This window comes from Algoriphagus winogradskyi (assembly GCF_900182815.1).
GTDB classification, from domain to species: Bacteria; Bacteroidota; Bacteroidia; order Cytophagales; family Cyclobacteriaceae; genus Algoriphagus; species Algoriphagus winogradskyi.
In genome coordinates this window covers 51,655-65,373 of record NZ_FXUA01000008.1, presented here as the reverse complement: position 1 = coordinate 65,373, position 13,719 = coordinate 51,655, and the positions used below count along the sequence as shown (strand labels likewise).

Sequence of the window (13,719 nt, the reverse complement as noted above, 5' to 3'; positions counted from 1 at the left end):
CCAATGCGGGAGTCTTTGTTCACTTGTTCTGAAAATAGCCGATGTATCTTCCAACCTGAAAAACAAAGAATCTAAGCTGACTGGCATTATTGCTGATAATCAAACTAAGAATCAAGCAATCTGTCTGCTTTCCTGCCATGTCTCCTCAAAATCAATATTGATGATAAAGCAAATGCTGATCTCAAGTCCAAAAGTGACTGACGCTGTGCATTCTGTTCTTTTTTCAGGAATAAGTCTAGTAACTGTACCACTGGCTTCAATATAAATAGTCACTGCCACCAAACCACCAACTAAACTTGCCTTACCTCTGAATAGCATAAAAGCAGTGACACTGATTAGGTCCGCACTTGCATACATTTCACATCCTACCATATAGGTGACAGACACATTACCTACAACAGGCAGTCCAACAGCTATCGTGGCTCCAAAACCAAGCTTCATAGTCAGACTTGGACCTATTTTAGTATCACATGCTACTTTTAGCTGCACCTCACCGATTGCAAAAATCGTGGCTCCACCCACGGTAACACACATCACTTCGAGCCCACCACGGAACTCAATAAATGCACCTGCGGTAGGTAAAAGTTGTTTTGGATCTGTCGTAACCTTAAGTGCCGCATTGAAATAAACCCCTAATGATAAACCAGCTTCTAATTTGAGTGGGGTCTGAGGTGAGTTGTACGCATTTTCTTCTGGCGGAAATCGTACTAAAGGAATTTCTTTAGAAGCTTCAAATTTGTATTCCCAAATCTCACCTGCATTACTCATGGCTATTTTGAGACCTTTTTGCATTACTGCGCCATAATCTCCGGTACTGAGAGATGCTAAAAGTTGTAATATATCTATCACAGGCTGTAGCTCATCACTGAACTCAATCTCTGGAGTAGGAAGACCTAGGGCAGGAAAGTCATCATCCTTAAATCCCTCATAACCTGACTCTTTACCCTTCTTAGCATCAAAATTCCCTTTAATAGTCATTAAACGTTTAAAACTACCCAAATCGACAACCATAGCCAGATTATTCAATCTACTCTTCCATGATTTAGCTGTATCGTTGGCAAAGGAGTCTATATCAAAATTCAGCTTGCTATCTACATAAGTATTTGGATTTTCTTCCTTCTTACCCGTTTGATAGTCGATATAAATTTTCAATGCTTCCATATCCACCAAATACACTTGGATTGGAGGCAGGTCAAAAGCTACCGCTTTTTTCAGAACATCATTAGCACCAGTAGATAAAAGCTCAAACCCCTGATCTATTATTGATTCCCCTTCTTTTTGGAGTTCAATTTTCAGCATTTCCAAAACTTTAACTCCACCATCTTCCAAACCATTCTCTTTGAAAACGCTTGCAGCCGCACCAACACCAGCTAATGCGCCACTGAATAGTACTGCTGCTTTTCCAAATTCATCAATGCCATTTCCCGCATTTGGAAAAATCCCACTCCCTGCCATTAATCGATAAGCATCTGCATAGAGCATCGGGGTTTTACTAAGAAGCTTTTTAGTTCCATTTTCGAATGATGGCGTCAAAACAAGTGCTTTCTGGGAAGCAGTGGTTTGGAGTATCCCGAAGTTGACGGTACTTGAGTCAGGATTTCTCAATAATTCTGAAGGGCTGGCTAATCTTAATAGCTTCGTATTTACATCAGCCTGTTTTACCACGATATCTTTTACCCACTTTCCTACTCTAATCAAGGGAACAGGTATATGCGGAGGTAAAGGAGTCACATCGCCAGAACTCACATTATGCTGTACCACAGTCCAGCTACCGGTTTTTGGCAGGATTAGACTACCTCTTGAGGAAGCCACAAAAATTGGGTCTGAAGACGATTGGCTTGTAGCATGAGAGAAATCGAACCGTGAAATCCGCATTTGCTGCCCTGATTTATTGACGTCCATTATACAATTAATATCTCCACCTATAATTCCGCCCTGCAAATTCAACAGTTCTTTAAAGCGGTTAGGACTCAGAGGCACTCCTGTTGGTGCTAATTGTACATATCCCAAGATCTTTTTGGAAGGGGTTCTGTTTTTAGAATGTCCTTGTACTAAGTTTTCCAGCTCCACATCTGCATCAAACCAAACGGGTCGACATATAATGGGTAATTCTTTGTCAGTATTCTGGTTCCAAGTTTGTTCTACACCCAATATATCTATATACGTCTCATTCTTTTTTATATAATCTTTTCGTTCAAAATCAGCAATTGACGCATCTTCTTCAATATTTCTTATGTTGAACAAACCCCGTAATGTGCCCGGATGGATTTCATAAGGATCATGGTGGACCAAATTGCCATTTCTTACGAAATCATATCCGAAATCAAACTTACCATCTGTCTCAGGTTGCCATCCACTGTCTACACGATAGACGAATCCCGAACTGGTACGAAATAGGGTGATCGTCCGTACCACACGTATTCCCCAAGGATAAACCAAGCTTTTCACTTGAATCACTTCATGTCCAGTTCTACCCAGCATAACATCAAATCGAGCTTGACTTGTACTTGCGATCGCTGCAGAAGGGCTTAGCCAATTACTAAACATGCTCGCTCCGTATCCGGAAAAATCTATTGTTGAGACAGGAACTCCCTTGGGGTCTCCACTTTGGGTGGAAAATTCTGTGTTAAAAATAGTTGTTACTGAATCACCTAGTGTACTGGCATTGGTGTAGGTACCATATGCGGAAAGAATGTTATTTAATTGAAAAGTAAACCCGTCAAACATCGGTAAGTCTCTTTCTAAAGGAGGCTTTTTCCCAGCATCACCACCTATAGCTCTAATTTGTATTCCTCCTTGCAAACTATCCGGGAACTTGGGGTTGACCCCTTCCAGTCGTGGAAGCAAATCTTGATATGGACTTTTTTGTGTGAGTTGAGCTACAGCTTTTAATCCAAAAGGCAACGTAAACTGTGCCAAAAGATCTATCTTTTTCTGTCTATATTGATCTAATATAAAGGAGGTTAAAGGTATTGGAGATAGAGTTACACTTAAACTACTTGTATTGATAAGTCGTGTAGGTCCACCATCATTAAGGTAATAATTATATCCCCCAGGTGGGTCCATAGGTTGTGGAGGATTGGGAGGAGTGGTCAAATTCAATACAGGCTCCCAGGCCACCTGAGGCAATAAGAATACCCTTGCCAAATATCCCGGAACTTTCACCTGCATTCCTTCTACAGAAATCATTTGTCCATCTTGTGCGACAACGTTAGCCTCGGCTTCTGTCTTGTGGGTTGCTACCCCAGTAACTTGCCGCTGTGATATTGCTCCCACGTTCGTGCCGAGGCTCACCCCAACTTGATTTGCATTGGAACTTACATCCAGCAATGTGAAAAAATCCCGAGAGAAACCTGACACTTGCTTATCATATTCAGCCTCATAGTCTGGCGTTTTTGCCTTGGTGCTTGCACTTTTGGGCACATTTGAATCGCTACTAAGTCTATAGACTACCTTTTCAGACTCGAAATCTCGTACCGCATTCATAAGCCCTCCAGCTTGAGCATCATTTGAGGTGCCAGAAGCTGGATGAGTTACTGCCTGCCCAAAATGGAAAGAAACTAGTACCTCATCATCTTTGTCGGGAATTGGTTTTTGAATAATTCGACATACCAGCCAATTTTTAATGTTTTGCAGATTGGAACCTTTTCGATTGAAGGATCTACTGAGCTCTCCGAAATTCGCCAAATAAGGATCCGGTAAGGTTGGGAGATATGCCAACATACCAAAAACCAAGTAGGTTTGGCTCTCCAAAATTCTTGTCCACTCACCATTACATTTACCAAAAACCATACAGCCATTTACCGGAGATACAGTGAATAATGCATTTTCCAGTGCTAATGCTATTGATTTGAATTCAGGCACCTTATCGAACGGTAATTTATTATCCCACAGGATATTATCATCCATTAAGAGAAGTAAATTCGACGCATCATTTCCAGCTAAAATTAAGGCAGATTCTTTGGTCTTAATTGCAACTGCATGCCCATTTACTTGCTTAGGTCTATCAACATTAACTGAGGTATTGCAAGTAGAAAAAATGAGTTCAGTCCCCTCAGACAGACAGTTATATAAGAAAGCTGTTTTTGAAAGAAATGCGACATCAATCGAGGTTCCATAGGGGTTGAGCTTATCATTCCAATGATCAAAATGCATAGCCCCGCCAGATCCATTTGCTGCCAGTGAGGTAATTGCAATTCTTCCTTCTTCTACCAAAAAGAGACTTTCATTTAACCTGATTTTTTGAGTCTCAACGTTGGCCCAACTAAACTGAATTCCTGACTCCCATTCTTCCACCATCCCTCCTATCCCAGATACTTCTAAAGGAGCATTTATATCTAAGGATGCCGCCGGAATTGCCCACCAACTCAATTTTACCTTAGCTTCGCCGGACAACTCCGCCCAATTCCCTTGCACTTTCTTAGGAGAAAAAACTTTGCCTTTTGAATCAGGTGAAAATGGGATACAAAATCGACTGAGTTGGGTGTTATAGGTAGCTGCTTTGTTCTGAAAGCCGAAAGAATTTGAATTCCCATACACGTTCCATTGAGCATCACCGGCACTAATTATCTGCCCTAAACCTGAACCCGTAAACTTGAATTTAATAGCTTCAGGGCATTGAAGCGACATCTCAGCTGCATCTCTGCCATATTTCTTCAAGCTTTTATTTCCTTTTACAGGAGGTGAATCAAGTTTTAGATCTACAGATACTTGGGTATTCATCCCTAAAAGGAGGTTATTTCCATTTAGCACTGGCTTAGCTGTCAATGAAATTGTCCCAGCTAGTATTTTTAGTCCAAAATACCGGTCCTCCGGGGCATTTGATGCAAACATTTTAGCTTTAACCCATACACTACCTGCAACCAAGGTGTAGTTTTCAGACACTTCCATTGCAGGACTATTGATTGTCTGAACTCTAGGTTTAGTGAATTTTGCTTTAAAAAATATCAAAGGTTTATTTGACCCTTGTTGCCGTAACGCAATCAGCTTTTCTACATTGTAAACATCCACGAAAACCTGTAAGCCATCGACTCTGGTTATTGGTCCGATTGTTTTATCAACTTTTGCCCCCACAGCCCATGCCGGCACACTCTTTTTCACCTGACTAGTTCGAACCGGAACTTCACGCACAAAAACTTTAGTCTCTGGCTGCGCGGTGACCTTTAGCCCACTTACTTCTTTGGAGATTTCTTCAATCTTAATTTTATCAGGCTTAGTAAGCCTGTCCTGAAAGAAAAAATCTGCAGTTTGAACAGTTAATTTTTCAGCTTGAATATCAGTCAGAGACTGGTGTTGTAAGGCTTTTGCCAGAATTGGAATCCCTTCAGTAATCGATTTTTTTTCTTTGGAGTCATTAGCCTCTAATTGACTAAATACCTCTGTAAGCAGGGACTGAATCAGGTCTTTTTCCATAATAAAAAGTGTTTAGACTTGTGAAGCCCTCTCATGATAAAAACTGTTTACTTCTGCTACCACATAAAAATCGACACCAAACAATTAAAAATTAAAAGAGCATGATCAAGTTAGAAATAAATCCAAATAATCCCTAAGACCATCCAATCTATATCATTGAATATCTACCAATTATGAAATTATTTTTAGTAATATTCACTAACCAGGATTAGGGTTAATAAAAATGAAATCTATTAAATACTTAATGCTGAGGACGCATTATCACCTATGGAATTAGCTGTACTGATGAATAACATTTAACCAGAAAAAGTTATATCCACTTGAGTCTATTGAAATAAGCATTCCAGTTCATTGGAATCTTCAGGACTACCATGTGTGCGTATTTCGCTATAACCTAGGTCAAGGGATAAGGAACCTACAATTATACTTCGCTAATAACTGATGTCAGCACTTTTCCCGGTGGTAGAATTTTTTTTCTGCTAGTTGGATTAAATTATCTTCAAGCCTGGAATCCTTCACAATAGATGAATTGCTATAGAGACAGGGTGAATTATACAAGAATGATTTACCGAACCTAAAGGGACCCTCAGAGCCAGAAAGGGAGCTTATCCTGCATTTTGAAATCAAAATACTCCTTTAAATTAGCAAGGAATTTATTCTGGTAATTGGGAGGCATTCGATAAAATGACCAAGGAATTTTAAAACATGACAAAAATCTTCTTTATTTTTCTTTAGATTCATTCCAAATAATTCTATTTTTGCAACCGGTCAAAAGACCTATACAAATATATGATCGTTACAGCTGATTCTATACCTGTCACCCGGGCAGCAATTATAAAAGAAATTTTAGATTCTCCATTGAAAATCAACTTGATGGAGCTTGGGTTTTTGCCTGGGAAAACAATCACCCTGCATCATTCCGCTCCAATGGGAGGACCTATGGCATTCAAGCTTGATGAAACTATACTCGCCCTTAGAAAAACCGAAGCTTCACTCATTGAAGTACAATTGCTCTGAATTTCATGACCGAGTCAACAATTCCCTCCCAAGTCAAATCTCCAAAAATCGCCATCATCGGGAATCCGAATGTTGGTAAATCAACTATTTTCAATCAACTCACTGGATTAAACCAAAAAATCGGTAATTATCCTGGAGTGACTGTAGATAAAAGGACCGGTTCTATGGTGTATCATGGGTCAAACTATGAGATCATTGACCTACCAGGAACTTATAGTCTATACCCAAACTCGGAAGATGAAATCATAGCGCATCGAGTTCTGAACCAGTTGAGTGAAGAGGAGAAGCCAGATTTCGTATTAATGGTAATTGATTCCTGCCAGCTTTCTCGAGGACTATTCTTGGCTACTCAATTAATCGATTTGGGCTTAAATATGGCCTTGGTGCTAAATATGGCTGACATTGCCACCAGGAAAAATATTGCGATTAAAACCTTTGAGATTTTCAAAGCCCTAGGAGTGCCTATTTTGAGCACAGATGCCAGGGGAGAAAAAGGTTTGGACCAAATTCGTGAGTTAATTCATCAACAAAACTTTAGTAAGAAATCGTCTTTTATAACCATTGAAGAGGTAGTTCCTGGTAACATACTAAATGAAGTAAAAGAAAAATTTGAATTTTCGAACTCCTATCAGGCATATCAAATGCTTCGTTTTGGAGAAAAAGATAAAACCATTTCATTGGAAAACAGAAGTTGGATCAAGGCAAAACTTGAAGAAACCAACTTTAACCTTGAAAAAGCACAGCTCGAGGAAACCAAAATTCGATATAGAATTATCACCTCAATTGTAGAAAAAGCAGTAGTAAAAACTCCTGATGTAAAGAAGGAGTCTGGAATTGATAAAATCCTACTCCATCCAGTATTTGGTTATGTCATATTTGGAGGAATTTTATTGGTGATCTTTCAGGCGATTTTTGCTTGGGCTTCTGTGCCTATGGATTTGATAGATGGATTTTTTGCTGAGCTTGCCGGCTCTGTTTCCAGCCTGCTACCTGAAGGACCTCTCTCCAGTTTAATAACTGAAGGCATAATACCGGGCATAGGGGGAGTAGTAATATTTATCCCTCAGATCGCTATGCTTTTTGGTTTTCTTGCTATTCTGGAAGATACCGGATATATGTCCAGAGTGGTATTTCTGATGGATCGTTGGATGCGTCCATTTGGACTTCATGGCAAAAGTATAGTTCCCTTAGTATCAGGCGTCGCCTGCGCTATTCCTGGGGTAATGGCTGCTAGGAATATTGGCAATTGGAAGGAAAAAATCATCACCATAATGGTGACCCCATTGATGAGTTGCTCTGCCAGACTCCCTGTGTACGTGATTCTAATAGGATTGGTAGTCCCTAACGAACTTGTTTTTGGTTTTGTAAACCTTCAAGCGCTTACTTTACTAGGACTTTATTTATTAGGAGTTATAGGTGTATTATTCACTGCTTTGCTTCTGAAAAACATCCTGAAAACTGAGGAGAAAAGCTTCCTTATGGTAGAGCTTCCTACTTATCGTGCCCCTCGTTGGTTAGACGTACTGATGACCATGTACAATAAGTCCAAAACTTTTGTGTTTGAGGCTGGTAAAGTTATCCTTGCGATTTCAGTAATACTTTGGGTATTGGCTTCCTATGGCCCGCCTGAGAGAATGGATTCTATTCGAGCTGAAAGCGAAGTGAAATTAGCGCAGGCAACTCCCGAGGAAATTCCTGAAATCGAAAATGAGACTTCTTCCCTCCTACTTGAGAACTCTTTCATTGGGATTATGGGAAGAGCAATTGAGCCGGTAATCCGACCATTAGGATACGATTGGAAAATTGGAATCGCATTGATTGCATCATTTGCAGCACGTGAAGTGTTTGTATCAACAATTGCTACTATATATAGCATAGGGGCAGATACAGAAGATGAGCTTACTATCCGACAAAAATTGAATCAGCAAATCAATCCTATAACTGGAGATAAAGTTTATAATAAAGCCACCGCATTTTCACTGATGGTATTCTACGCATTCGCCATGCAGTGTATGAGTACGCTTGCCGTGGTGTATAGGGAAACAAAAGGCTGGAAATGGCCGTTGATTCAGACAGTATATATGACTGCACTGGCCTATTTATCGGCCTTGCTGGTCTATCAAATTTTATCCTAATATGTGGCAGGAAATCATCGTTGGAATAGTAGTTATAGCAGCTTTGGCTTTTTTGGTAAAGAAGTATTTCTTCAAATCAAAAACTGAAGCTGGATGTGATAAATGTGCCAAACCTTGATTTTTACACTAAATAATCTCTTAATGCTAGTTTTTTGATACTTTTAGGCTCATGGGCAAAGTAGCCAAGCAGAGTATTCAAACCGCCTTTTTTTCTTACCTGGGAGTAGTGATAGGGTATGTCAATGTACTTTGGCTCTATCCTTATGCCTTAGATGCTTCTGAGTTAGGTGCCTTTCGCACAATCCAGGACTTAGGATTACTATTCGTTCCTTTTGCCCAGCTTGGAGTTGGACATGGGATAACTCGATTTTTCCCTCAGCTCAAATCAAATCAATCAGCTTTCCTAAGTTATGGCTTAGTCTTTTCCATGGCTGGTTTCGCATTGGTAAGCGCTATTTTTTTAGGTTTTAGGACTGAAATCATCAATCTTTTTGCGGTAAATTCCCCTGAAGTAATTGACTTTTTCGGAGTGGTTCTTTTGATCACGCTATTTGCGCTATTGAGTAGTATCCTAGACGCTTATAGTCGGTCTTATGTAAAAGTCGCAGTACCTACACTAGTTAGAGAAGTATTTCTTCGTTTACTCACAGGAATTCTCGTAGGCGCTTACCTTCTTAAATGGATCAGTTTCCAACAGGTAATGCAAGGCCTGGTGCTAGTGTATGGATTAGCTTTTTTAGGCGTATTAGTCTATTTACTTTGGCTTGGAGTACTAAAATTAGATTTCCATTGGAATACTTTTCCGAAAGGTTTTCGAACCTCTTTCATTGGCTTTAGTCTGATCACTTTTCTTGCTACCGCAGCCTCCACCTTAATCATGAAGATAGACAGCATCATGGTGAGTTCTATGATCAGTCTTGAAGCAAATGCCATTTACACCATAGCTTTTAGTATGGCTTTGGTGATAGAATTACCTCGTAGGGCTATCTCTCAGGTGGTAATGCCTGTCATTGCAGATCATTTTGCAACTGGAAACTTGGGCGAAATCAACAAGCTGTATAAGCAGATTTCAAATCGCCAACTTTATATCTGCTTACTTCTTTTCATTGGGTTATGGGCCAACTTGGATGCATTGTATTTTTTTATTCCAAACCGGGAAATCTATGAGGCAGGAAAGCATGTGGTAGTTCTGATTGGCTTTGGAAAACTGCTTGATGTTGTATTCTCCGTCAATGGTGAAATCTTAGTTTTCTCAAAGCATTATCGGTTTAATCTGATAGCTACTATTGGAATGAGTGTTTTAATTATCGGGTTAAATTATCTCTTAATCCCTATCTATGGAATCGACGGGGCAGCAATGGCATCAGTGGCCGTAATGTTTCTCTTTAATCTGGTAAAATACCTATTTCTAAAAATCAAATTAGGGTTTGATCCTTTTTCAAAGGAAACTTTAAAAATAATTTTTGTTGGTTTTATTGCTTACAGCCCAAGTTTGGCAGGTTCATTTACCCAATCTCCTATTGCAAATATTATTATAACCAGTATGGTTGTTGTTGGTTTTTATTGGTTTTGGTCAAGGATAATTGGTGTAGGAAATGATGAGTGGGAATGGATAAAAAATAAAGTAAAAAAGTCCGGATCTTAGAGTGTTGCAAACCTCCTACTTGACAAGATTTGAGCTGCCTGTTAACCGCAAACTTCCACTGTTATCCTGATTCTTAAGAATCGAGGTCCCGCAGATGCGGGATGAGGCCTGCTTTTGGGAAGGGCTTCACTCGGTAAATTTGTAATTTGTGAAGTTTGAACATGTCGGCGACCCGGACAGTACAAATATACGATTTATTACACGGCAGGTTGGCAAATCTGGAGTTTGATTCCGAATATGTATTTAGATCATTTTCGAAAACTCTGGATCTCAACCCATTAGTTCAGAATATTATTTAAGTTTTTCAACAAACCAATTCCCCACATAGTAGCAATAAGATGAATATCAGGATAATTCGAAATTATATTTCAACAATTACCTAAAGATATACTCTCAATACTGTTAAATTTGCATCTCTAAAACCATTGGCGCATTATGTATTTGATTAAAAAAATGGTCGTTTGCCTAGATCAAACTTCACTAGACCAAACCTTGATTCAGCATGCAGCTTTTATTGCTCAGGTGAATCAAACCAAAAAAATCTACTTCGTAAATGTGATTAAAAACCTAAGCATTCCTAAAGAGGTGCTTGAGGAATTTCCGAATTTGGTGGAAAACATGGTCAATGAAAGACAGGAAGCCATGGAATCAATGGTGAAGGAGCATTTCAATCATCCCAAAGGAATTTCTCTAAACTTTATTGTCAAAGAGGGTTCCCTGTCTAAGAAAATCTTAAAACTCGCTGAAGAAAAATCAGCCGATATGATTCTGATTGGAAGAAAGGTGCATTTGCCGGGAACAGGAGTTGCATCCACAAGATTGGCAAGAAGGGCAAGCTGCTCACTGTTAATTGTCCCTGAAGGATCCGTCACTAAAATGAAGCGCTTGCTCGTTCCAAGTGATTTCTCAGATTACTCAAAAGATGCTTTGGAAGAAGCAATCATGATAGCAGAAAAACACGGTGGACTTGAGATTGTATGTCAGAACGTCTTTACTGTACCTTCTGGATATCATTATACTGGCAAAAGCTACGAGGAATTCACGCAAATCATGCGATTGCATGCCGAAATTAATTACAAGAAATTTATTCGTAAAATAGACACCAAGGGAAACAAAATCATTCCTGTCTATACTCAAGACGTCAACGATGATCCTGTAGAGGAAATCGTAGCAAAAGCTAAGGAAATAGATGCGGATGGAATTATTATTGGGGCTAAAGGTAGAACTGCTGCCACAGCCCTTTTCATTGGAAGTATGGCAGAAAGACTGATTCAGTACAATGACAGCATACCACTACTGGTAACAAGACCAAAAGGTAAAAATGCCGGGATTTTAGACTACATACTAGAGATTTAATTACATCTAATAAATGCTTTTTTCTCGCTGAAAACCAAGCCTTAAACCTCAACTTTTACTGGCTTACTAAACCCTTTCATGTAAATTTGGTCTAACAGGCGAATGAATATAAACGGTGACCAGGAAATCCTTCAGCTCATACAAGATCCCATAACTAGGGACCTGGGGTTCAGGCAGCTAATCCAGGCTTACCAAAAACGAGTATATCATGTGATCAGAAGAATGGTTTTGATTCATGAAGATGCAGATGATATCACCCAAAATACCTTCATTAAGGCACATCAATACATAGACAAGTTTCAAGGACAATCAAGCCTGTTTACTTGGCTGTATAGAATTGCTACCAATGAATCGTTGACCTTCTTAGAAAAGAAGAAAAAAAGATATTTCTTCTCTATTGATGATCATCAGGAAAAAATGGAATCCTACATAGATCAACCTGGTAACATCGACGGAGATGAAATACAACGCCTACTCCAGAAAGCGTTGCTAACCCTTCCCGACAAGCAAAGACTAGTATTCCATTTGAAATACCAAGACGAACTTACCTATGAAGAAATGTCTGAAATTACAGGCACCAGTATAGGAGCGCTAAAGGCCAGCTATCATCATGCTGTGAAAAAAATCGAACATTCCTTAACATTAGAATAAACTATTGACACTCTACCCAGTCTAAATATATACCATGCAAAAAATTCCAAAAATAAAGGATTTTAAGGCACCCGATAATTACTTCGATAGCCTCCCGGATAATATAATGGATAGAATCAAACCTAATCGATCTATCAATTGGATGAAATACGCGGCTGTGGCCGCAGTCCTTGTCGTGAGCTTAGGAGTTTGGCAATTCAATTCCTCTAATTCCCAGTTAGAAACTTTTTCTATGGATGAAGAAGTTAATCTATATATAGAAAGTCAATTTTGGACAGCAGAAGATGTGCTCAGTATGGTCGACAATCCCGAAGAAATTTTAGATCAGATCATTGCGGAGGAGATGTTATATGAAGTGGATAACATAGACGAAACTGATCAAAACTGGTATTAAGCTTATAAACCTACGGACTTACAAATGATTGTAAGTGTTCCGAAAACCATACTAAGAGGGATGATTAATCACCCTGAGAATCTTCCTCTGAAAATAAAAAATAAACACATGAAAAATTTTATAATAATAGTACTCATGTTTTTCCTAGCTGTAGGATCTACCTATGGCCAGCGTCAAGGAGAAAGATATGATCGTGAAAAATTAGAAGCTGCAAGAGTTGCTTTTATCACTACTAGATTGGACCTAAAGCCAGAACAGGCTCAGAAATTTTGGCCTATCTATAATGTCTTCAATGAATCCCGTGAAAAAAGTCTCAGAGAAATGTCAGAATTAGGTAAAACAAGAGATACTGACCTGTCAGAAGCAGATGCCAAAGCAAGACTAGCCAGAAAATTCGAGATTGAGCGAAAAATGATTGTTGACGAAGAGAAGTTCGTAAAAGACTTATCCAACGTAATCACATACAATCAAATTATTCAACTAAACGGATTGTCCAGAGAATTTGCCAGACACATTTATCAACGGCAAAAGAATGATGATAAAAAATAAAAAAGCGGCTTATGCCGCTTTTTTATTTTTTATTTTTTCAAGAGATCTCTAATTTCTTCTAGTAAAACCTCAGACTTAGGTGGTGCTGGTGGTGGAGGTGCCGGTGCAGCTTCTTCCTTCTTTTTCATACTATTAATTGCCTTTACAGCCATAAATATCACAAATGCAACGATTATAAAATCTACCACATTTTGGATAAAGATACCATACGTCAATAAAACCGGGCCTAGCTCTTCTCCAGCTGGGCCTACGCTACTTTCCTTGAGCACGATGGCCAAGTCAGTAAATTCTACTCCTCCCAGCAATACTCCGATTGGAGGCATTACGATGTCCTTGACAAAAGACGCTACGATCTTGCCAAACGCACCGCCTATAATCACGGCAACTGCCAGATCGACCACATTGCCTTTGACAGCAAATTCTTTAAACTCTTTAAGAAATCCCATACGATTTTGGTTAATGGTTATATTATTTATTGAATATTTTAAAAAATATTTACCAATCCAAGGAATGAACGGTTACTAAGTCATTTTAATTAGTAAAAAGTGCAGTTCATAGCT

The 13,719-nt window shown here is 39.2% G+C and carries 10 protein-coding genes; 8 read left to right on the top strand and 2 right to left on the bottom strand.

Annotated elements, in window-relative coordinates; genetic code table 11:
- Window positions 1-111: 111 nt before the first annotated feature.
- Window positions 112-5,412 (bottom strand): hypothetical protein, encoded by a 5,301-nt coding sequence (locus QOL76_RS17830; protein WP_283414319.1) that lies wholly within the window; start codon window positions 5,410-5,412, stop codon window positions 112-114.
- A 789-nt stretch (window positions 5,413-6,201) separates the two neighbouring features.
- Between QOL76_RS17830 and QOL76_RS17825 the strand changes: the two genes are divergently transcribed.
- From QOL76_RS17825 to QOL76_RS17790, 8 genes are all read left to right on the top strand, one after another.
- Complete coding sequence (locus QOL76_RS17825; RefSeq protein ID WP_283414318.1) at window positions 6,202-6,429, top strand: FeoA family protein; 228 nt, start codon at window positions 6,202-6,204, stop codon at window positions 6,427-6,429.
- Window positions 6,430-6,434: 5 nt separating this feature from the next.
- Window positions 6,435-8,564: a ferrous iron transport protein B gene (feoB, locus tag QOL76_RS17820; RefSeq protein WP_283414317.1), complete on the top strand. Its 2,130-nt coding sequence runs from the start codon at window positions 6,435-6,437 to the stop codon at window positions 8,562-8,564.
- A gap of 1 nt (window position 8,565) precedes the next feature.
- Entirely contained in the window at window positions 8,566-8,682 is a 117-nt protein-coding gene (locus QOL76_RS17815; RefSeq protein WP_283414316.1) for a FeoB-associated Cys-rich membrane protein, read from the top strand.
- A gap of 51 nt (window positions 8,683-8,733) precedes the next feature.
- A complete protein-coding gene (locus QOL76_RS17810; protein WP_283414315.1) occupies window positions 8,734-10,209 on the top strand; it encodes a lipopolysaccharide biosynthesis protein in 1,476 nt (491 codons plus the stop codon).
- A gap of 435 nt (window positions 10,210-10,644) precedes the next feature.
- Window positions 10,645-11,565, top strand: a complete 921-nt coding sequence (locus tag QOL76_RS17805) for a universal stress protein (RefSeq protein WP_283414314.1) — start codon at window positions 10,645-10,647, stop codon at window positions 11,563-11,565.
- A gap of 102 nt (window positions 11,566-11,667) precedes the next feature.
- Window positions 11,668-12,216 carry an RNA polymerase sigma factor gene (locus QOL76_RS17800; RefSeq protein ID WP_283414313.1) on the top strand — a complete coding sequence of 183 codons (549 nt, stop codon included), beginning with the start codon at window positions 11,668-11,670 and terminating at the stop codon, window positions 12,214-12,216.
- 34 nt (window positions 12,217-12,250) lie between these two features.
- Window positions 12,251-12,610, top strand: a complete 360-nt coding sequence (locus QOL76_RS17795; RefSeq protein WP_283414312.1) for a hypothetical protein — start codon at window positions 12,251-12,253, stop codon at window positions 12,608-12,610.
- Between the two features lie 108 nt (window positions 12,611-12,718).
- Window positions 12,719-13,159 (top strand): hypothetical protein, encoded by a 441-nt coding sequence (locus tag QOL76_RS17790; RefSeq protein WP_283414311.1) that lies wholly within the window; start codon window positions 12,719-12,721, stop codon window positions 13,157-13,159.
- Between the two features lie 29 nt (window positions 13,160-13,188).
- On the opposite strand, the gene mscL is transcribed toward QOL76_RS17790, so the two are convergent.
- Window positions 13,189-13,605 (bottom strand): large-conductance mechanosensitive channel protein MscL, encoded by a 417-nt coding sequence (gene mscL, locus QOL76_RS17785; RefSeq protein ID WP_283414310.1) that lies wholly within the window; start codon window positions 13,603-13,605, stop codon window positions 13,189-13,191.
- Between the last annotated feature and the right edge of the window lie 114 nt (window positions 13,606-13,719).

Excerpts from the sequence above, each read along its gene's own strand:
- QOL76_RS17830 (WP_283414319.1), bottom strand. The coding sequence starts at position 5,412 with ATGGAAAAAGACCTGATTCAGTCCCTGCTTACAGAGGTATTTAGTCAA.
- QOL76_RS17825 (WP_283414318.1), top strand. The coding sequence starts at position 6,202 with ATGATCGTTACAGCTGATTCTATACCTGTCACCCGGGCAGCAATTATA.
- feoB (WP_283414317.1), top strand. The coding sequence starts at position 6,435 with ATGACCGAGTCAACAATTCCCTCCCAAGTCAAATCTCCAAAAATCGCC.
- QOL76_RS17815 (WP_283414316.1), top strand. The coding sequence starts at position 8,566 with ATGTGGCAGGAAATCATCGTTGGAATAGTAGTTATAGCAGCTTTGGCT.
- QOL76_RS17810 (WP_283414315.1), top strand. The coding sequence starts at position 8,734 with ATGGGCAAAGTAGCCAAGCAGAGTATTCAAACCGCCTTTTTTTCTTAC.
- QOL76_RS17805 (WP_283414314.1), top strand. The coding sequence starts at position 10,645 with ATGTATTTGATTAAAAAAATGGTCGTTTGCCTAGATCAAACTTCACTA.
- QOL76_RS17800 (WP_283414313.1), top strand. The coding sequence starts at position 11,668 with ATGAATATAAACGGTGACCAGGAAATCCTTCAGCTCATACAAGATCCC.
- QOL76_RS17795 (WP_283414312.1), top strand. The coding sequence starts at position 12,251 with ATGCAAAAAATTCCAAAAATAAAGGATTTTAAGGCACCCGATAATTAC.
- QOL76_RS17790 (WP_283414311.1), top strand. The coding sequence starts at position 12,719 with ATGAAAAATTTTATAATAATAGTACTCATGTTTTTCCTAGCTGTAGGA.
- mscL (WP_283414310.1), bottom strand. The coding sequence starts at position 13,605 with ATGGGATTTCTTAAAGAGTTTAAAGAATTTGCTGTCAAAGGCAATGTG.